The sequence below is a fragment of the Halostella salina genome, assembly GCF_003675855.1.
Taxonomy (GTDB): domain Archaea; phylum Halobacteriota; class Halobacteria; order Halobacteriales; family Natronoarchaeaceae; genus Halostella; species Halostella salina.
In genome coordinates this window covers 140,275-160,035 of sequence record NZ_RCIH01000005.1, presented here as the reverse complement: position 1 = coordinate 160,035, position 19,761 = coordinate 140,275, and the positions used below count along the sequence as shown (strand labels likewise).

The window sequence follows — 19,761 nt, the reverse complement described above, 5'->3', positions numbered from 1 at the left end:
CATCGGTACGTGGCGGGAGCAACCACGATCAGGCCGTGACCGCCTCGCTCGGCAGCCTGTCGAACGCGTACAGCGAGACGAGGACGACCAGGATAGCGACCAGCCCGACGGCGAAGCCGCGGTACAGCGCGTCGAACCCGACGCCGGCGTCGGTGATCGTGCCGATGGCAACGCTCCCGCTCGCCTGAACGACCATCATGCTCGCGCTGTACAGCGAGTAGGCGCTGGCGCGGTTCTCGTCGGGGAGCGAGTCGAGGAGGTACGTGTCCAGCGCCGGAAAGAGGCTGTGGACGACGTAGCCCAGCACGACCGTCACCGCGACGACGGGCCAGAGCGTCTCGACGGCGGTCAGCGCCAGCAGACACGCGATGAACCCGCCGAGGATAGTCAGCATGAGCGGCACGTGCGGAACGCGGTCCGCGATCCGGCCGGTCACGACGAACGCCGGGACGCCGGCCGCGAACACGAGGGTCAGCATGTTCCGCGCCGCGGGCTCGCCGAACGACTTCGTCTCCACGAGGTACGTCACGTAGAAGTTGAACACGCCGTTCCAGACGAAGCCCGTCGCGCCGATGATCGCGACGCCGGTGACGATGATCGGCCATTGGCGGAGGAACGCGGCCTTGATCGCGCGGTCCTTCGCCCCGGCGTCCGGCATCTCGGCCCGGCGCGCGACGAGGAAGAAGCCGAGCGTCGTCACGGCGGCGACGCCGCTGACGATCCACAGCACCGTCCGCCAGTCCGACACCAGCAGGACGCCGCTGACCCCGAGCGGCGCGACGACCGCGGCGAGCTGGCTCGCCATCCCGTGGACGCCGATGGCGCGGCCGACGCGGTCGGGGAACAGTTCGCTGACGAGCGGGTTCGCGGCGACGAAGTACGCGCCGCTGGTGACGCCCATGAGGAACGCCCCGCCCGCGAGCACGACGAACGAGTTCGCGACGGCCGTCAGCGCCGCCGCGGCCGTCAGCAGGCAGCCCGACCCGAGCACCACGGCGTGGCGGGGCACCCGCGTCAGCAGGTAGCCCGTCGGGAGGCGCGGCAGCGCGCTCCCGGCCCACGCCATCGTCGCCACCAGGCCGACCGTCGCGCCGGAGAGCCCGAACGCCGCTCGCAGCGGCTCGACGAGCGGCGCGAACACGACGCGGGCGAGGTTGACGAGAAACACCATCGCACACAGCGAGCCGAACAGCCGACCGCGCCCAGCGAACGTCCGACCGGTCCCGTCGCTTCCTGACACGTGAACCAGTACGCACAACCCCGGTTCAAGCCTTTCGAATCGAAAGTCAGGGGTGGTTTTTTGACACGCAGTCACATACGTCCACCCATGAGATCCGTCCGAAAGGCGCTACGCGACGGCGAGCTGTTCAAGGACACGTACGAACGGCTCACCTGCGCCGACTGCGAGCAGACGCTCAAGAGCCGGAACGACCCGGCCGAGGTGTGGACGGTGCGGGAGTGTCCCGACTGCGGGGGCGAGTGGAAGGAGCTGTGAGCCGCGTCGGGCGGTCCGTTTCTCCGTGGTGGCGTCGCCGGTGACGACCAGTTTCGTGAAACCTCGGCTCTCCGTCCCGGACCGGGTCGGCGCTCACTCTCCCGTCACCGCCGCCATCCGTTCGACCAGTTCGGGCGTGCCAAGGAAGGTCGGCACGCGCTGGTGCAGGCCCGTCGGCTCCACGTCGAGGACCGACCCCGACCCGGCCGACGACGCGCCGCCGGCCCGCTTGACGATGTACGCCACGGGGTTGGACTCGTACTGCAGGCGGAGCACGCCGTCCGGCTGCGACCCGAGCGACGGGTAGGCGAGGACGCCGCCGTGGGCGAGCAACTGCCCCACGTCGGCGACCATCGCGCCGCTGTACCTGACCTTGTGGGTCTCGCCGACCTCGTCCAGCGCGTCACGCAGGGACGGGTCGACCTCCGCGCGGCCGCCCGACCAGCCGTAGATGCCCGAGTCGTCGGGGATCGAGACCGGATCCGAATCGACCACCTCGCCGTCGGCGACGACGTGCCGGGTGACGGCGTCCGCGTCGGCCACCGTAACGGTGGTGTACGAGCCGTAGAGCACGAGCGCGGCGGCCACGAGGTCACGTCCGCCGGCCGGGAGCGGCGCGTCGTACACGCCGACGACGGTGCCGGTGACGGAGTTCGACAGCAGGTTCGTCGAGCCGTCGAGCGGGTCGACCGTGACGCCGTACCCGGACCCCACGTCGAGCACGTTCTGGCGCTCCTCGCTTGCGTACGCGCCGACCTCGGGGCGGTCGGCGAACGCCTCGCGATAGCGCTCGTCCACCCAGTCGTCGGCGGCGACCTGCGTGTCGCCGGTCGGGTTCTCGGTATCGATCTTCGTGCGGTGTCGGTGGAGTCCGTCCCTGACGGCGTCGGTCGTTGCAGCGACGGCATCGAGGAGCCAGTCGGTGGGTGTCATGGTGGGAGAGGGGCCGGCGGTCGCCCGCCAGCATTCGGCGGGATCAGGAGAACAGCCGCTTCAGCCGGGCGACGAGGCTCTTCGAGCGGTCGCCGCCGCGGCGGACCTGCTCGTCGCCGGCGTCGGCCCCCGCGTCGGCCGTTCCGGTCTCGGCCTCGACAGCGCCCGTCTCGCCGGCGTCGGCGGCGTCGACGGCCTGCTCGATCAGCGACCGGGCGTCGTTGACGGCGTCTTTGACCGTCCCCTTGACGACCGGTTTCTCCTCGAAGCGGTCGCGGCTGACCGAGGTGTCGGCCGCGATGATAACGGCGCCGGCATCTGCGATCTCCTGGGCGGTCAGTTCGTCTTCGGCCCCCATCGCGCCCTGTATCTCGACGCGGATGTCGTGGCCCAGTTCCTCGGCGGTCTGCTCCAGGTTCTCCGCGGCCATCTGGCTGTGTGCGATACCTGTCGGACAGGACGTGACTGCTACGATGTTCATGATCGATGAATACGGTCGAGTACCTTAGTTCTCGTGTCGGCCGCACGGGCGTCAGCCGCCAGGTCCGCGGCCGCGTCGGTGTCTGTCGTCTCCACGTTCGCCTTCACGTCGGGGATGGTGACGGCGCTCATGCTCAGTTCGTCCAGCCCGAGCCCGACGAGCAGTTCCGTCACCTCGGGGTCGCCGGCCATCTCGCCGCACATACCGACCCAGGCGTCGCCCTCGTGGCCGGCCTGCACGGTGTGGTGGATGGCGCGCAGGACGCCCGGATGGAGGGGGTCGTGCAGGTCGGCCACGCGGTCGTTCTCCCGGGCGGCCGCCATCACGTACTGCGCGAGGTCGTTCGTCCCGATCGAGAGGAAGTCGACCCGCTCGGCGAACTCGTCGGCGACGAAGGCCGCGCTCGGCGTCTCGATCATCACGCCCAGTTCCGGTCGGGCGTAGTCGACGCCCTCGGCCTCCAGGTCGGCGGCTACCTCGTCGACGCGCTCCAGCGCGGCCGCCAGCTCCTCGACGGTCGCGACCAGGGGGAACATCACGGCCAGGTCACCGTCGCCCGCGGCGGCGGCCCGGAGGAGCGCGCGGAGTTGCGTCTCGAACAGGTCCGCGTCCGGCCCGAGCGAGCGGCGGATGCCGCGCTCGCCGAGGAACGGGTTCTCCTCCTCGGGCAGGTCCAGATACGGCACCCCCTTGTCGCCGCCCACGTCGAGCGTGCGGACGACGACCCGGCCCTCGGGAAACGCGTCCAGCGCCTCGACGATCGTCTCGAACTGCTCGTCCTCGTCCGGCGGCGACTCGCGGTCGAGGAAGAGGAACTCGGTGCGGTAGAGCCCGATCCCGTCCGCGCCGCGCTCGACCGCTGGTTCGACCTCCGCGTGCTGGCCGACGTTCGCGGCGACCTCGATCGCTTTCCCGTCGGCGGTCGAGATGGGGTCGGGACGCACCTCGGCGGTCTCCTCGGTGCGCGCCGCCTCGCGCTCCTCGTCGGTCGGGTTGACGACGAGTTCGCCCGCGTCCCCGTCGACCAGCACGTCGGCGTCGTCGGGCACGTCCAGCAGCGCGTCGCCGACGCCGACGACGGCCGGCAGCGCCAGCGAGCGCGCGAAGATGGCCGCGTGGGACGTGCGGCCGCCCGTCGCCGTCGCGAACCCGGCGACGCGCTCGGGATTCAACTGTGCCGTGTCGCTCGGCGTCAACCGCTCGGCGAGCACGACGGCCCCCTCCGGGAGCGCCGCGAGGTCGACGCGGTCGCCGTCCGTGAGGATCCGGACGAGTCGGTCGCGCACGTCCCGCAGGTCGTCCGCGCGCTCGGCCATGCGGCCGTCCATTCCCTCGAACTGCTCGATGTGGTCGGCGAACGCCTCGTGGACGGCGTTCGGGGCGGGGAGGCCGTCGTCGATAGCCGCCTCGACGGCGTCGGCGATGGTCGGGTCGTTGACGAACTGGACGTGCGCGTCGAAGACGGCCGCCTCCGCCTCGCCGACGCGCTCGGCGGTGCGCTCGCGCTCGCGTTCGAGTTCGGCCTCCGCAGTCTCGCGGGCGGCCTCGAACCGCTCGCGCTCGGCCGCCTCGTCGACGCCGTCGGCCGGCAGGTCGGGCAGTTCCGTCTCCGGGTCGTACCAGACGACGGTCCCGACGCCGGCACGCGGCGTCGCGCCCGTTCCGGAGAGGACCTGTCGCTCGGTGCTCATGCGTCTAGTTCGTCCTCCGGCGTGGTAAGGATGGCCGCCAGCGCGTCGAGGGCGGCGTCGGCATCGTCGCCGTCCGCGACGAGGCGCACGTCGTCGCCCTCGGCCACGCCGAGGCTGGTGACTGCGATCATGCTGCCGGCGGCGACGAGGTCGCCGTCGGGCGTGCCGACTTCCACGTCGGCGTCGTGCTCGTTCGCCGCCTCGACGAACGCCGCGGCGGGCCGGGCGTGCAGCCCGTCCTCGGGGACGACCGTGACCGTCCGCTCCGTGCTCATGCGACGGCCTCCTTCAGCGTGTCGCGCACCGCCTCGGCGTCCTCGGCGGCGTGGAGGTCCTCGCGGACCTCGTCGTGCATCAGCGCCCGCGAGAGCGAACTGAGGATCGAGAGGTGGTCCTCCGCGCCGGACTCGGGCACGAGGATCATGAACAGCAGCGTCGCCGGCTCCCCGTCCATCGACCCGAAGTCGACGCCGTCCTCGGAGCGGACGAACGCGACCGAGGGGCGCGAGACGGCGTCGGTCTTGGCGTGGGGGATGCCGATCCCCTTGCCGACGCCCGTGGTGGTCTCCTCCTCGCGGGCGAGCAGCGCCGTGAGCGCGGCGTCGCGGTCGTCGACGCGGCCCGCATCGACGAGCAGGTCGAGCAGGTACTCGATGGTGGCCTCCTTCCCGGCCGGCGGCTCCGAGAGCGAGACGTGGTCGGTCGGGATCAGCTCGTCCACGTCGCTCTGATCGATTGTGACCGTCATTGTTTGAAAATGATTGTCCGGGGACTTAACGGTTGTTAGTCATCGGCCTGAGGTGTTGCGCCGGCGTCGCCGGCCTCGACGCGGTCCTCGAAGTCCGGCTTGAGCAGGAGCGCCACGGCCGCCGTGACGAGCGAGCCAAGCAGGATGCAGGCCAGGAACATGAACGGCGAGTTCGACAGCGGAATGACGAAGATGCCGCCGTGCGGGGCCGGCATCGTCACGTCGAGCGTCATCGCGGCCGCGCCGCCGACCGCGCTCCCGGCCACGATGCTGGGGATGACCCGGATGGGGTCGGCCGCCGCGTACGGGATCGCCCCCTCGGTGATGAAGGAGAACCCGAGCACGAGGCCGCTCTTGGCGTTCTCGTACATCTCCGCCGCGTACTTGTGGGGCGAGATGAAGTTCGAGATCGCCAGCCCGATCGGCGGGATCATGCCGCCGATCATCACCGCCGCCATCGGACCGGTGACGCCCTCGCCGATCAGGCCCGTGGCGAACACGTAGGCGACCTTGTTCACCGGACCGCCCATGTCGAACGCCATCATGCCGCCGAGGATGGCACCGACGATCAGCGCCTGCCCGCCGCGCATCGATTCGAGGAAGCCGGTCAGCGACTCGTTGGCGAGCGCGATGGGGACGCCGAGCACGAACAGCATCACCGGCGCGAGCACCAGAGTCGTCAGCACCGGGATTATCAGGACCGGCATCATCGGCTCGATGAACGCCGGGACGTCGAGGTTCTTCAGGAAGCGTGCGACGTAACCCGCCAGCAGGCCGGCGACGATCGCGCCGAGGAAGCCGGCGGTCGCGCCGTCGGCGTTGAGATTCACCGCAGCGCCGGCGGCGTCTATCAGCATGCCCTGTTGCAGGATGTACGACAGCATGAACCCCGGAGCGAGCCCCGGCTTGTCGGCTATCGCGTACGCGATGTACCCCCCGAGGATGGGGATCATCACCGTCAGCCCCAGGTTGCCGATCTGTGCGAAGTACCACGGGAGCGACCCGGTCTCCGAGAACACCGTCTCCGTACTACCGGGGAACATGCCGAACTCGGACAGCCCGAACCCGATCGCCATGAAGATCCCCCCGATCGTCACGAACGGGATCATGAACGATACGCCCGTCATCAGGTCCTCCTTGACGGAGGTTACGTGCGCCCGAAGGACGCTTTCCGCCTTGTCGCTGGATGCCATAGTGGGATTCCACATCATTATACAATCAAATGTTCAAAAGTATTTTCGTTTGTGTTTGTTTCTGATTGCTATATTGGCACGGAAAACGCCACGAACACGAACCGACCGGGCTACGGGGAAGAAACGGAGTTACACCACGGAGACCGACACGGACTCGGCGTCGGTCCGCACGTCCGCGAAGGTCGGAACGTCGGTCCCCGGTACCGCGACGACGCGGGAAGCGACGGCGACGCCGGCCTGGAGCGCTTCACGGTCGGACCGGCCGCGTTCGAGCGCGTCGACGAAGCCGGAGAGCAGGGCGTCGCCGGCGCCCACGGTGTCGACCACGTCGACGGCCAGCGCGTCGGCGTGAAGCACGCCCGACTCGCCCGCGACCAGCGCGCCGTCGGCCCCGAGCGAGGCGACGACGCGGTCGAACCCGCAGTCACGGAGCGCCCTCGCCGCCTCGATGCAGTCGTCGAGCGAGTCGACGGGGTGGCCGGTCGCGGCGGCCAGTTCCTCGCGGTTCGGCTTGCAGAGAGCGTACTCGGCGGTCAGGTCGGCGAGCGTGTCGCCGCCCACGTCGACAGCCGTCCGCCACGGACCGGCGCGTGCGATCCGGTCGACAGCGTCCGGCCCGAGTCCCGGCGGCCGGCTGCCCGCGACGACGACCGTCGAGGGGTCGTACGTCCCGATGGTGTCGACGATCCGGTCGACGGCGTCGCCGGACACCGTCGGCCCGTCGTGGTTGATCTTGTACTCCTCGCCGTCGGTCAGCAGCGTCGTGTTCAGCCGGGAGCACCCGTCGATCTGCACGAAGTCACAGGGGATCCCCTCGTCGTCGAGGCTGTCGTCGATGTACTCGCCGAGGAAGTCGCCGATCGGTCCCGTCGCGAGCGTCTCCGCGCCGAGTTCGACGAGGTACTTCGAGACGTTGATCCCCTTGCCGCCGGGGTCGAACTGGGCGTCGCTCGTCCGGGCGACGCTGCCCGGCGCGGGCAGTTCGTCGATCTGGATGGTGTGGTCGACGGCGGGATTCAGGGTGACCGTGAGGATCATGCGTCCAGTCCTTCGATGAGTTCGACGCCCGCGCTCTCGAACGGCTCACGCTGGGCGTCGGTCAGCGACGCGTCCGTGACGAACACGTCGAGGTCCTCGAACCCGGCAAAGCGGACGAAGCTCCGATTCTGGAGCTTCGACCCGTCGGCGACGAGCACGACCCGGCGGGACTTCTCGATCATCAGCTCCTTGATCCGGGCCTCGTCCTCGTTGGGCGTCAGCAGCCCCTGAACCGGGTCGATGGCGTTCGTGCCGAGAAAGAGCAGGTCGAAGTTCATTCGCTCCATGAAGCTCTCGGCGCTCGGCCCGACCAGCGCCCGAGTCTGCCGGCGTAACGTCCCGCCGGTGAGGTTGACCTCGTTGTCACCCTTGCTCAGTTCCAGCGCCAGCAACGGCGAGTTCGTGACGGAGAGAAAGGAGCCGTCCGTGGGGGCGTGCTTGGCCACCTGCATCGTCGTCGACCCGGCGTCGAAGAAGACCACCTGGTTCTCCTGAATCTCCTCGACCGCGCGCTCGGCGATCGACATCTTCGCGTCGAGGTTCTGCACCTCCTTCTGCCCGTAGGACTGCTCCTCGCCGACCGTCGTCGCGGGGACCGCACCGCCGTGGGACCGCTCGATGAGCTGTCGCTCGGCCAGGTCGTTGAGGTCGCGGCGGATCGTCGCCTTCGAGCAGTCCATCGCCTCGGCCAGTTCCTCGACCGAGCGGCCGTCGTGCTCCGAGACGAGTTCGACGATCTTCCGCTTTCGTGCTGCCGGTAACATGGTCCTCGTTGTGCCGTGATCGCTTTTCCACGGTGATAGTTGTTTGCGTTCGTCTATGATCGTTTCTGGGTGGAGGGTCGTCGGTCGCCGGGCCAGCATGTGTCGCACGGGTAGTTACCCGTCGAGCGCGGCGTCGACGGTCGCGCCCTCGAACACGACCGCTTCGAGGGCGTCGAGGATCGCGGTCGGGTTCTCCCGCTGCCAGACGTTCCGGCCGACTGCGAGGCCCGAGACGCCGGCGTCTATCGCGCCCTCGACCATCGAGAGGAACTCGCGGTCGGAGGTTTTCGACCCGCCACTCAGGAGGACGTTCACCTCGCCGGCGGCGTCGACGGCGTGGGCCATCGCCGCCTTGCTGCGCGGGTACTTCACCTTCGCGAAGTCGGCACCGAGTTCGAGTCCGATCCGGGTCGCGTAGGCGATGGTGTCGGGCGTGCGATGCGCCTTGATCGCCTGCCCGCGGGGGTACGACCACATCGCCACGGGCAGGTCCCGGTCGCGGGCGGCTTCCTGTACGTCGCGGAACTCCTCGAACATCTCCGGCTCGCGGTTCGTGCCGGGGTAGACGGTGTAGCCGATGGCGTCCGCGCCGAGTTCCTCGGCGTACTCCACGCTCCAGTTCTGCGGCGAGTAGGGTTCGCCCTCCCAGAGCGCGCTCGTCCCGTTCAACTTCGCCAGCAGGTTCACGTCGTCATCGTACGACGGGTAGTACGTCTCCGCGAGTCCCTTTCCGACCGCGAACCCGGTGACGGCGTCGTGGGTCGCCATGTCGAACACCGTCTCGGGGTCCAGTCGTTCGGGAACGTCCGCGAAGGCGCTGGGGCCGTGCTCCAGGCCGTGGTCGTGAGCGAGCACGATCGACCGCCCGTTCCGCGTCAGCGGCGAGTCGGTAGTGGGCTGCATTCGTGATCGAACACACGGGTATCTGTGTGTAAGTTCTGTTGAATTTGATTGTTTTTGATTGGTAATAGCTGTGGAAAAGACGTTCGTTCGGGCGATGGCCGACAGTGGCGCGTTACGGCCTCCAGCCGCGGACCACGAATTTATATACGGAGAGTGAAAAGAGAAGACAACGTGAGCGACGACACCGCCGCCGTTCCCGCAGGGGTGCTCCGCGAAACCGTCCGGAGCATGCCCGCGACGGTACTGATCATCGACGTCGGGACGGGCCGGATCGCGGACTGCTCGGACCGGGCCGTCGATCTGTTCGCGGGGTCGCGTGAGGACGTGCTCGGGACGCTGCTCTCCGACTGGGTGCAGGGCGACGCCGACGGAACCGTGGTCGACGCGGCGGTCGACGGCGGCGGGAGCGCGACCAGGCCGGCGCGGTTGCGGACCCGCGACGGGACCATCGACTGTGAACTTGAGGCCGTCGTGACCGCGGACGGCGACCGGCGGACCTGTGCCGTGACGGTTGACACCGCCCTCGGCGACGACCCCGACGCGAACGCGAGCGCGGTCACCAGCCGGTTCGAGGCGCTGTTCGACGCGCCGGCCTCCTTCGTCATGCTCTGTGATCCCGATGGGACCCTCCAGCGAGCCAACGAGAACGCGCTGTCGTTCGTCGACGTGCCGCCCGGCGAGGTCAGGGGGAAACCGCTGCCGGAGACGCCCTGGTGGTCCCACTCCGCTGAGCTGCGGGCGGACCTCCGGGACTGGCTCGACGCCGCCGCGGACGGGCGACCGGTCCGCTACGAGGCCGTCCACCGGAACGAACGCGGCGAGTGCGTCACCGTCGACGGCGTCCTCCAGCCGGTCACGGAGGACGGCGAGGTGACCGCGCTCCTGACGGTCGGCCGGGACATCAGCAGGCGGAAACAGCTGGAGGAGCGGATCCGGGAGCGCGAGGAGTCGTTCCGGGAGCTGTACAACGTCATCTCCGCGCCGGACCCGTCGTTCGAGGACAAGCTCGAACGCGTCTTCGACCTGGGTCGGGACCGGCTCGGGGTCGAACTCGGCTTCCTGACCCGGATCGAGGACGGCGTTCAGGAGATCGAGGCGTCGTCCGGCGACCACCCGCTCATCGCCCCCGGCGAGTCCTGTCCCCTCTCGAAGGCGTACTGCAAGAAGACGATAGAGCGCGACGAGCTGCTGAGCGTCCACGACGCGCCCGCCGCGGGCTGGGAGGGGACGAAAGCGTACGAGACGTTCGAACTCGGGAGCTACATCGGAAGCAAGGTGCTCGTCAGGAACGAGCTGTACGGGACGCTCTGTTTCGCCGACTCGTCGCCGCGCGACCGGAACTTCACCGAGAGCGAGCGGACGTTCGTCGAACTGCTCACCCAGTGGGTGAGCTACGAACTCACCCAGGAGCAGGCCCAGCGCGAACTCCAGCGGCAGAACGAGCGGCTGGACAGCTTCGCCGACGTGGTGTCCCACGACCTCCGGAACCCGCTGCAGGCGGCGTCGGGCCACCTCGAACTCGCCCGCGAGGAGTACGACGACGACGACCATCTCGAAACCGTCGCCGAGATGCACGACCGGATGGAGGGCCTGATCGAGGACGTGCTCGCGGTCGCCCGCGGCGGACAGGAGGTCGACCCGGCGGACGCGGCCGACGTGTCCCTGTTCTCACTCGCGGAAGCGGCGTGGGCCACGGCCGGGAGCGAGGACGGCACGCTCGCGCTCGACAGCGACGACGCGACGCTACACTGCGACGAGGAACGCCTCAGGCGGCTGCTGGAGAACCTGTTCCGCAACGCCGTCGAACACGTCGGCCCCGGGGTGACGGTCCGGGTCGGCGCGCTCTACGGACCCGAGGACCGTGTAGACGGCTTCTACGTCGCCGACGACGGACCCGGGATCCCGCCCGACCGGCGGGACCGGGTGTTCGACGGCGGGTTCTCGACCGACGACTCGACGGGCTTTGGCCTGATGATCGTCGACGAGATCGCGGCGGCACACGGCTGGACCGCGTCGGTCACCGAGAGCGAGGATGGCGGCGCCCGGTTCGAGATCAGGGACGCAGCGTAGCTCGTCGGGTCACTCGAAGACGGCGTCGAACGCGTCGGCCCCCATCGGGTCGAACGTGCCGGCGGCGACGTTCTCCGCGACGTGGTCGGGCGAACTCGCGCCGACCAGCGCGCAGGTGACCCCCGGCGCGCTCCGCGCGAAGTTTATCGCTCGCTGCGCCGTCGTGTCGCCGGCCAGCCGCTCGGCCACGTCGTCGGGGATCGATTCGGCGAGCTGTCCCTGCGCGATGCTGGCGCTGGTGAACACGTCGATCCCCGCCTCGCGGGCGAACGCGAGCGCGCTCGTCGGCCCGTCCGGCGACTCGTGGGCCTCGACGGTGAACGCGTCGGCCATGGCGACGTTGAACGGCAACTGGACGGAACCGAACCCGGTCGTGTCGTTGCCGGCGGCGTCGGCGGCGCTCCGTGCGCGCGAGGCGACTTCCGGGAGCGAGAGGTACTGCTCGTGGTCGGGCGGCACGCGGAACGCGTCCCACGTCGCCACGCCGTAGGCGTTCAGGTCCCCGTCGGCGATACGTTCCTCGAGCCGCCGGAACGCCGCCTCCAGCCGGTCGTACACCGCCTCCCGGGAGCGCTCGGCGAGCTGCGTCTCCGGGTTGTGGACGTAGTAGAGGTCGACTGTCTCCAGCCCGAGGTTCGACAGCGAGCGGTCGAGCTGGTCGTCGAGGAAGTCGGGCGCGATGCAGTGACTTCCCCGGACCAAGTCCTCGCGGTCGACGAGTCCCGTCTCGACGTACTCCTCGCGGACGTACCGGCCGGGGTCGTCGGGACGCTCGCCGTCGAACGGGACGAATCCGCCTTTCGTGGCGACGAGGACGGCGTCGCGGTCGACGTCGGCGTCCGCGACCGCGTCGCCGACCGCGCGCTCGCTGCGCTGACACCGGTAGTTGATCGCCGTGTCGACGACGTTGACGCCGCTCTCCAGCGCCGTCCGGACCGATTCGCGGTACCCCTCGTCCACCGCATCGGTGGGGTCGCCGAGGTACGTACCGACGCCGACGCTGGAGACGACGCCGTCGCCGTACCGGCGGAAGAACGTGCGCCCGAACGAGTCGCCAAAGCGGTCCCGGTAGTCCCATGTTCCCTGCCCGGTTGCCATGCGAGCGCGTACGGCCGGCGCGGGGAAAAGCCCTACACGTCGCCGTCGAGCGCGGCGAACAGCCGCCCGGTGAACTCGTCGCGCGAGAGGCCGTCCGACGGACCGATCCCGTGCATGTGGTCGACGGACACCTGCCCGCCGCCCATCCGGGCGTGGCCGCCCGCGTCGGCCATCGGGATGTCGTCGACGACCGCCCGGAGCGCCTCGCCCATGTGGACGCGGTCGTCGCGCGAGCGCCCCGAGAGGTGGAGCGTCCCCTCGTGCTCGCCGTAGACGACGACCGCGGTGACGCCTTCGAGGCTCGTCAGCTCGTCGGCCGCCTGCGGGATGGCGTCGACCACGTCGACCTCCCCTACGTCACACACCGCGAACGACCCCCGCACCTCCCGGTCGTAGATCGCCCGCGCCTTCGTCTCCAGCACGTCAGCGCTCACCTGCGGGTTGGCGATGCGGTCGAGCGCCGACTGGTCGACGGCCGGGTAGAGGAACGCGCTGGCCTCGAACTCCGCGCCCGAACAGCCCTTCGTCAGCCGGTTCGTGTCGGACTGGATCCCGTACAGGAGCCCGGTCGCGAGTTCGTCGGTTAGCTCAAGGTCACTCCCGTCGTCATCGTCCGGGTTCGGCTCCGCATCGAGCGACTCGAAGTACTCCGCGAGGATGGTCGCACACGCCCCGTAGTCGGTTCGCACGTCGGTGAAGTCGTCACCCGTCCCGTTGCCGGGATGATGGTCGACGACCGCGAACGGCTCGACGGAGGACGCGCCGTCGAACCCCCGCGGGGCGTTGTGGTCGACGAGGATCACCTCGTCGGACGTCAGGTCGGCGGCCCGCCCGACCCGTTCCAGGTCCAGCCCAAGTACCGTCTGAAACGCCCGGTTCTCCTGATGGCGGATCTCGCCGGGGTACTGGATCGTCGGCTCGGTGTCGACGGCCTCGGCCATCGCCGCCACGGCCATCGCCGACGACATCGCGTCGGGGTCCGGGTTCGGATGCATCAGCACGGTGACCTCGTCGCGCTTCGACAGGATCCGGTTGAACCGCTCGCCCGGGTCACGACGGAACCACGCGACTGCCGCAGCGATTCCAAGCAGTAACACGAGGACGCCGACCCCGACGAGCGCCAGTTCGAGGGAGGAGAGCGCCGGCAACAGCTCCCGGAGAGCGTCGACCTGGAGCGGGGTGGCGGGTCCTCCAAGCGACAACATATGCCTCCAGTCTTTATCAACCGGTAAGAAGGTTCCCCCTACGGTTCGGCCCGGTACGCAGCGACCGCGTCGCGGTACCCCTCGCGGTACGTCGGATACGCGAACGCGTAGCCCATCTCCCGGAGCCGGTCGTTCGAACAGCGCTTGCTCGTCTGGATCCGTCGCTTCGCGGCCGCGGAGAGGTCGCCGTCGGCGAGGCGCTCCGCTTTCGTCCGTTTCTCGGGTGGCTCCACGCCGCACTGCTCGGCCAGCCAGTCGGCGAACGCCCACTTCGAAACCGGCTCGTCGTCGACGACGAGCACCGCGTCGTCGCGGGCCCGGTCCGTCTCCAGCAGGTACCGCACCGCCCCGGCGGCGTCGTCCCGATGGACCATGTTCAGGTACCCTTCCGTCACCGGCCCCTCGACGTACCGCCGGAGCCGGTACCTGTCGGGCCCGTACAGCCCCGCGAACCGTGCGACGGTGCCGTCGATGCCGTACCCGGCCGCCTCCTCCCGCGCGACGCGCTCCGCCTCGGCGAGTACCCGCGTCTTCTCGGTCGTCGGCTCCAGCGGCGTCGTCTCGTCGACCCAGTCGCCGCCGTGGTCGCCGTACACGCCCGTGCTGGACGTGTACACCAGCCGGTCCGGCGGCGAGGCGCGCTCGCCGAACGCGGCGATAACCGTCCGAAGCCCGTCGACGTACACGCGCCGGGCGGCGTCCGCACCGCGCCCGCCCGAACTTGCGGCGAACACCAGCGCGTCCGCGTCCGCGACGGCCGCCAGCGATTCGCGGTCGGTCACGTCCGCCTGCACCGCGGTCAGGCCGGCGTCGTCGACGGCGGCGATCCCGTCGTCCGACCGCCGGACGCCGACGACATCGTGGCCGGCGTCGCGTAGCTGTCGGCCCAGCTCCAGCCCGACGTAGCCACAGCCGAGGATAGCGACGTTCATGTCGCCACCTTCGGCCGCCGACACGTAGGTCTCACGGCTGCCGCCCGGCGATGGCGTGTTGGACGTGGACGAACTCGTCGAACGTCATCGGCGCGCGCCGCTCTATCTTCTGCTGGACCTCCTTGGGGTCCAGATCGATCGCCAGTTCCCGGGCGACCGCGTCGACGTCCATCACGCCCGTCGTCATCCCGAGCAGGAGGTGCTCGCAGGCCATCTCGACGAGCGTGTCCGCGCTGGGCGCGTCCGGGTCGAGCGTCTGAATGGCCGCGGCGGCCTCCAGCGTGAGGTCCGGCGAGTCGCCGGCTATCAGCGCCTCGACAGTCGACGGGTCGACGTCAGCCGCCTCGGCGGCGGTCTCTACGCCCGCGTGCTCGGCGGCGGCCGCGAGGTCAGCGTCGTACTCCGCCCGCAGGTCGCCGGGCGACAGCCCGTCGACGTCCGTCCGATGTTCGTGAAACATGGCTTCCCGTACGGGATCACCGTACAAGTGGCTTCAGATCCCCGGGGCCGGCGTCCGGCCAGCCTGGGGACTCCTCCGTCCGCTGCCCGTCCACGTCGCCGACCCCGCTCTTGCCCGGCGGGACGACGATGAGCACCGTCGTCGACGCCTCGAACGACACGCGTGTCGACCGGCCGAGCCGCTCGCGTTCGCCGTCGTCGTCAACGTCGAGCGAGACGGGCGAGCCGTCCCGCGAGTACGCGATGGACCCGCCCGGCGTCGCCGGCGACTCACGGCCGGCCCGGACGGTAAAGCGGGCGTACTGCCCGCCGATGTCGATCTCCCAGGCGTTTGCCGTCGCGTACCAGTACCCCGGTACCGGCGTCACCGGCACGCCGGCGGGGACGGCGGTCCGCGTTCCAGCAAGCCGCTTCGAGACGCGGTCCCCGGCGTTCCGGAGCCCGTCCTCGACCCTGCCTTCCAGCCGGGTTCGCGCGACCGCACGGAGTTCGTCAGCGACGGTCCGGACCGGACCCTCCGGGAGGCGGATCGAACTGTCCGCCATCGCTTCGGTCGTCGCGACGCGCAGTCGCGTCCGAACTCTGTCCCGCCAGGCCGCCGCGCCCGGCGTGTCGGCTCGCCGCATCGCGGCGTCGGCGATCGGCGCGGCGGCCGAGCCGTTCGCCAGCGCCAGCGCGCGGGCCGCGGGCGAGTCCCACCTCGCGAGACCGGCCGTGACGACGGCACGACTCTCTCCCGGGGTCAGCTCCGTCGCGTCGGCCAGTTCGGCCGCCGTCTCGTCGGTCGCTTCGCGGACCCCCGACCGCACGGCACCCCGGAGATTGTCGCGACCGTCGGCCAGCCCCTCGTCGTCGACCGCGGCGAGCGCGCTGTTGGCCGCCCGGAGCGTCTTCGCCGCAGTCTGCAGGTCGACGCGGGTCGTGTCGTCGGCGAACTTGCCGACGATCTGCTCGGCGGCATCGCCGTACGGTACGGTGACGATGTTCCTGTTTCGCGCGACCAGCGGGTGGTACGTCTCTCCCTCGGCCACCGCCGGGACTCGCTCGTGGTCGACCGACGCCGTAGTGAGGTACGCGGGCGCACCGTCGACACGGAGGGTCGTCGGGCCGGCGTCGGTGTCGACGACGTGTCGCCCCGGCTGGTCGACCGCCTGCCCGACTTCGATCAGCTCCTGAAGCCGGTCACCAGCGACCGCATCGAGGTCGCCCAGTGCGTCGTTCAGCGCCGCCTGCGTCTCGTCGACCGCGGCGGCCTGTCGCTCCAGCAGGCGGATCGTCCGGTCGACGTAGGCGGCGCGAGCGGCGACGCGGGCACGGTCCGCGACGCCGTCGTACTGCGCCGGGGCGTCGACGAGGTCCGCCCGCCGGGACCGGAGCTTCGCCGCGAGTTCGGCCGGCGGGTTGCTCCCGGTCGCGAGTTCGGCCCGCTGTACCGTGACCGAGATCGTTCGGACGCGGTCGCGGAGTGCTGCCACGTCGGCGTAGACCCAGCGCTCCACCCGGTCCGGTTGCTGCCCCTCGATCGTCGCGGTCGCGTCCGGGTCGTCGCCGGTCGCCGCTGCGCGCGCCAGGTCGTTCGCGCCGCCGCGGTGTACGACGAGTCGCTTCGCCGCGCGGCGTTCGATGCCCCGGAGGTTCCGCCCGTCGAGCGCGCCGCCCTCGGAGTGAACGCCGTCGACCGCGTGGTTCGGGACGCGCTCGCCGGCGGCGTGGGTGCCGACGATCCGGAGACCGACCCGGTGTCGGGTCGTCCACCGGTCGACCGTCGTTCTGGTCTCGTTGCCCCTGACCCACTCGCGGTGGGCGACCGTCCGCTCCTCGACGACGCGCCTGTACGATCGCAGTTCGTGGAAGCCGCCGGGAACCGCCGGGAGCGGCGCGCGACCGTCGCCGACCGAGACGTGCGTCTCTCGCGTGGTGTCGTTCAGCGTCCAGTTGCCGCCGTCCGGCTCCGTGCGCGGGCGAACCTCGGGGGGCACGGTCCGAACGTCGGAGATCAGCCGGACCTCGGTCTCGTACGTCTCGTCGATGACCTCGTCGAGGCTCGCCCCGTCGGCTCCGGTCAGCAGGTCGTACGCCGCCGCGTCGGCGGTGTGGTTCACCGCCACGGTGGTCGTCTTTCCGGGCGACACCCCGGCGCTCGCGTTCCCGAGGCCGGCGATCGCGCCGCGGGGCGGATCCCCCTCCCCGAGGACGTAGTTGACCCACGCCTCGCCGCCGAGTCCCCTGCCGGCCAGTACGTCGGTGATCCCGACGCGGGCCGTCCCCTTGGCGAGCGCAAGGCGGCCGCCCGGGTCAGCGCGGCCGAAGACGGCGCGCTGGGTCTCCAGCGCTGCGCCGTTGGCCGCCAGTTCGACGTGGCGGTTCCCGACGACGTTTGCGATCGGCGCGCCGCCGTACTGCGCGTAGCCGCGCGCCCAGGTCATCGCGTACAGCCGCGCCGTGACGCGCCGGCCGAAGCCGGTGCCGTCGAGCCCCCCGCGGTTCAGTCGCCCCTCGTACGTCCGGACGCGGTCGTGGAGCAGCAGCACCGGCGTCGGGACGGTGACGTTGACCGTGCGCTCGTCCCGCAGCACCGTTCGGTCGTCGCGCTCCGCGACGAACGAGACGTTTCGCACCGCGACCGCGAGTTGGCCCTCGCCGGTGCGCTCGACGGCGACGCGACGCTTGGCCGCCCGGAGGTCGGACGCGTTCGTCACGGGCGGCAACGAGGCGGTCGCCCGGGCGGTCCGGACGCGTTCGTCGACGGCACCGAGCCGGGACTGCACCGCGAGATAGATCCGGACCCGGAGCGCGTCGCGGAACGGCGACGAGTCGTTGATCGCCCGGCCGTAGGTGGTGTTCGCCGGTTCGATGACGGGTGCGGCCGCGGCTCGCCTGCTCGCGTCGGCGACCGCGCCCCGGACGGTCGTCTGGACCGCGGCGTCGGCGCGGTCGACTGCGGCCGCCGCGTCGACCTCCGGCGTCCCGTTCCGGTCGTCGATCAGGCTCACCCCCAGCGTGGCGCTGCCCACGAGCAGGAGAACGCCGACGAGGGCGAAGGGAACGCGTGCCCGGCGGTCGTCGGCCAGCCTCATCGCTCCCACACCTCCACGACGATCCGAACTTCCCCCGGCGACGCGGCGGCCGCGGCTGCGTGTGGCGACTCGAACGACCCGGCGAACTCGTCGGCCGCGGACTCGGTCAGCGCGTCCGCGAGCCGGCCGTTCGCCCGCCCCACGTCCGACCCACTCGGTCCGGGATCGGCCTCCGTCCCCACCGCCGCAGCGAACCGGTCGTACCGGGTGACCGCGAGCGGTCGCGTCGCGGGGTCGGCGAGCGTCAGCGCCGTCTCCGCGGGTGGAAACAGCGTTCGGACGACGCTGCGGGCGGTCCGCCGGGCGACGGCCCGGTAGCCGGCCCGGTCACCAGCAGGCGTCGTCACGGTCGGGCCGCCGCTCGGGACCGTCAGCGTGGCGACGTGCACGTCGGCTCCTCGTGGCGGCGGGTCGCCGGCCGTCACCTCGCCGCGGACCGGCGATCCGGGGTACGGTATCCAGACCGCACGCACCGCGACCGACGCGTTCGGCCGGTCGACGGCGTCCGCAACGACGGCCGTGGCGCGGTCGACGTACCGGTCGCTGGCGGGCGAAATCGGTCGTCCTCTGACGGTGGCGTTCGCGACGGCGGCGTCCGCGAGCAGTTCGGCGAGCGTGCCCTGCGCGGACCGGTCAAGTTCGTTCCCGTCGACGGCGAGCGTGTAGTTGACTCTTGCCGTGCTCGCGCCGAGCGCGTCGGCCGTCTCGTCGGCCGCGGTCGCGCGGGTCGGGTCCGGGTCGGACGGCACGTAGGCGAGCGTGGCGACCGCGCCGGTGACGAGCAGCAGGCACAGCGCGGCGTCGACCACGGTGCTGACGGCGCGGTCGGTCACGCCCACACCTCCACGCGCAGGCGGCCGACACATACCGTCCCCGGGTCGACCCGGACGCTCGCCGTCCGGGACGCCGACGCCGCGTCGGCCGGGGCGGCGGGACCTGCAGTCCACGTCTCCCCGGCCGCGGAGAGGGTGATCCGGACCTCGTGCCCGTCGGGTGCCGTGTCGAGACCGGCCGCGAGGTCGGCGGGCGAGACGACGCCGGTCTCCGCGACGGCGCGCCAGACCCGGCGGAGCGCCGGCGTCGCGTCCCGAGCGCTGCCGCCAGCCAGCGTCGTGTCGACCAGCCCGGCGTACAGCGCGAGACCAGCACCGACCGCGAGCACCGCCGCGAGCGCGGCGATGGGTTCGGTCTGTCCCCTACGCGTCGACCAGCGTGACACGCTTCTCACCCCAGGAGACCGTTCTGACGACGATCCGGTCGTCCGCACTGTGCCAGTCGGGGTCGCGGTCCCGCGCGTCGGTCGCCGCCGCAGCGAAGTCGGCCGGCGACTCGAATACGTGTTCGGGGTCGGCCCCCTGCGCGACCTCCCACAGGAGCGTTCCGTCGGCGACCGGCGTCACGGGACCGTACGTGAACGTCGCGCGGCCGGTGCCGCCGGCGTTCCGGAGGGCGATCCGGTGGGGGCCGAGCCTGACCGCGTCGGCCGAGACGGGCTGCTCGGCTGTCGCCGCGAACTCGCTCGCCGCGACGGCGTCGACCGTCTCCGCGGCGGCGGTCGCGTCGGGCGGCGCACGCGTCGGGAGGTCGGCGGCGACGCCGGCGAACGCCATGCCGGCCAGCGCGACGCCGACGGTGAGATACCACGCGTCTACTGGCGCGTCGAACATGGCCAGG

20 protein-coding genes are annotated in these 19,761 nt (G+C 70.9%); 2 read left to right on the top strand and 18 right to left on the bottom strand.

Annotated elements, in window-relative coordinates:
* Positions 1–28: 28 nt before the first annotated feature.
* Positions 29–1,171 (bottom strand): MFS transporter, encoded by a 1,143-nt coding sequence (locus D8896_RS11410; RefSeq protein ID WP_121822374.1) that lies wholly within the window; start codon positions 1,169–1,171, stop codon positions 29–31.
* A 156-nt stretch (positions 1,172–1,327) separates the two neighbouring features.
* Between D8896_RS11410 and D8896_RS19410 the strand changes: the two genes are divergently transcribed.
* Complete coding sequence (locus D8896_RS19410; RefSeq protein WP_162991541.1) at positions 1,328–1,495, top strand: HVO_0758 family zinc finger protein; 168 nt, start codon at positions 1,328–1,330, stop codon at positions 1,493–1,495.
* A 93-nt stretch (positions 1,496–1,588) separates the two neighbouring features.
* On the opposite strand, the gene D8896_RS11405 is transcribed toward D8896_RS19410, so the two are convergent.
* From D8896_RS11405 to D8896_RS11365, 9 genes are all read right to left on the bottom strand, one after another.
* Entirely contained in the window at positions 1,589–2,428 is an 840-nt protein-coding gene (locus tag D8896_RS11405) for a class 1 fructose-bisphosphatase (RefSeq protein WP_121822228.1), read from the bottom strand.
* A 43-nt stretch (positions 2,429–2,471) separates the two neighbouring features.
* The gene (locus tag D8896_RS11400; protein ID WP_121822227.1) at positions 2,472–2,909 is read right to left on the bottom strand and encodes a PTS fructose transporter subunit IIB; all 438 of its coding nucleotides are present in this window, start codon (positions 2,907–2,909) and stop codon (positions 2,472–2,474) included.
* Positions 2,906–4,600: a phosphoenolpyruvate--protein phosphotransferase gene (gene ptsP, locus D8896_RS11395; RefSeq protein ID WP_121822226.1), complete on the bottom strand. Its 1,695-nt coding sequence runs from the start codon at positions 4,598–4,600 to the stop codon at positions 2,906–2,908. Before ptsP ends, D8896_RS11400 begins: the two co-directional genes overlap by 4 nt.
* Positions 4,597–4,875 carry an HPr family phosphocarrier protein gene (locus D8896_RS11390; RefSeq protein ID WP_121822225.1) on the bottom strand — a complete coding sequence of 93 codons (279 nt, stop codon included), beginning with the start codon at positions 4,873–4,875 and terminating at the stop codon, positions 4,597–4,599. The genes ptsP and D8896_RS11390 overlap by 4 nt, the downstream gene beginning before the upstream one ends.
* A complete protein-coding gene (locus tag D8896_RS11385; RefSeq protein ID WP_121822224.1) occupies positions 4,872–5,348 on the bottom strand; it encodes a PTS sugar transporter subunit IIA in 477 nt (158 codons plus the stop codon). Before D8896_RS11385 ends, D8896_RS11390 begins: the two co-directional genes overlap by 4 nt.
* Positions 5,349–5,383: 35 nt before the next feature.
* On the bottom strand, positions 5,384–6,541 hold the full coding sequence (locus tag D8896_RS11380; protein WP_121822223.1) for a PTS fructose transporter subunit IIC: 1,158 nt from the start codon (positions 6,539–6,541) through the stop codon (positions 5,384–5,386).
* 129 nt (positions 6,542–6,670) lie between these two features.
* Positions 6,671–7,579 (bottom strand): 1-phosphofructokinase, encoded by a 909-nt coding sequence (pfkB, locus tag D8896_RS11375; RefSeq protein WP_121822222.1) that lies wholly within the window; start codon positions 7,577–7,579, stop codon positions 6,671–6,673.
* Positions 7,576–8,343, bottom strand: a complete 768-nt coding sequence (gene glpR / locus D8896_RS11370) for an HTH-type transcriptional regulator GlpR (protein WP_121822221.1) — start codon at positions 8,341–8,343, stop codon at positions 7,576–7,578. The genes pfkB and glpR overlap by 4 nt, the downstream gene beginning before the upstream one ends.
* 114 nt (positions 8,344–8,457) lie before the next feature.
* Positions 8,458–9,246 carry a class I fructose-bisphosphate aldolase gene (locus tag D8896_RS11365; RefSeq protein ID WP_121822220.1) on the bottom strand — a complete coding sequence of 263 codons (789 nt, stop codon included), beginning with the start codon at positions 9,244–9,246 and terminating at the stop codon, positions 8,458–8,460.
* A gap of 171 nt (positions 9,247–9,417) precedes the next feature.
* On the opposite strand from D8896_RS11365, the gene D8896_RS11360 reads away from it, so the two are divergent.
* Entirely contained in the window at positions 9,418–11,316 is a 1,899-nt protein-coding gene (locus D8896_RS11360) for an ATP-binding protein (protein WP_121822219.1), read from the top strand.
* A gap of 9 nt (positions 11,317–11,325) precedes the next feature.
* Here D8896_RS11360 and D8896_RS11355 read toward each other — a convergent pair whose 3' ends face one another.
* Genes D8896_RS11355 through D8896_RS11320 form a run of 8 tightly spaced genes read right to left on the bottom strand, consistent with a single transcriptional unit; the run spans position 11,326 to position 19,754 of the window.
* Positions 11,326–12,414 (bottom strand): aldo/keto reductase, encoded by a 1,089-nt coding sequence (locus D8896_RS11355; RefSeq protein ID WP_121822218.1) that lies wholly within the window; start codon positions 12,412–12,414, stop codon positions 11,326–11,328.
* A gap of 32 nt (positions 12,415–12,446) precedes the next feature.
* Entirely contained in the window at positions 12,447–13,619 is a 1,173-nt protein-coding gene (locus D8896_RS11350) for a DHH family phosphoesterase (RefSeq protein ID WP_121822217.1), read from the bottom strand.
* A 38-nt stretch (positions 13,620–13,657) separates the two neighbouring features.
* Positions 13,658–14,551 carry an SDR family oxidoreductase gene (locus D8896_RS11345; protein WP_121822216.1) on the bottom strand — a complete coding sequence of 298 codons (894 nt, stop codon included), beginning with the start codon at positions 14,549–14,551 and terminating at the stop codon, positions 13,658–13,660.
* 31 nt (positions 14,552–14,582) lie between these two features.
* Positions 14,583–15,011 (bottom strand): DUF5791 family protein, encoded by a 429-nt coding sequence (locus D8896_RS11340; protein ID WP_121822215.1) that lies wholly within the window; start codon positions 15,009–15,011, stop codon positions 14,583–14,585.
* 16 nt (positions 15,012–15,027) lie between these two features.
* A complete protein-coding gene (locus D8896_RS11335) occupies positions 15,028–18,087 on the bottom strand; it encodes a DUF7286 family protein (protein ID WP_121822214.1) in 3,060 nt (1,019 codons plus the stop codon).
* Complete coding sequence (locus D8896_RS11330; RefSeq protein ID WP_162991540.1) at positions 18,084–18,920, bottom strand: DUF7284 family protein; 837 nt, start codon at positions 18,918–18,920, stop codon at positions 18,084–18,086. Before D8896_RS11330 ends, D8896_RS11335 begins: the two co-directional genes overlap by 4 nt.
* The gene (locus D8896_RS11325; protein ID WP_121822212.1) at positions 18,917–19,306 is read right to left on the bottom strand and encodes a DUF7285 family protein; all 390 of its coding nucleotides are present in this window, start codon (positions 19,304–19,306) and stop codon (positions 18,917–18,919) included. The genes D8896_RS11330 and D8896_RS11325 overlap by 4 nt, the downstream gene beginning before the upstream one ends.
* Positions 19,284–19,754 (bottom strand): DUF7283 family protein, encoded by a 471-nt coding sequence (locus tag D8896_RS11320; RefSeq protein ID WP_121822211.1) that lies wholly within the window; start codon positions 19,752–19,754, stop codon positions 19,284–19,286. The genes D8896_RS11325 and D8896_RS11320 overlap by 23 nt, the downstream gene beginning before the upstream one ends.
* Positions 19,755–19,761 lie beyond the last annotated feature (7 nt).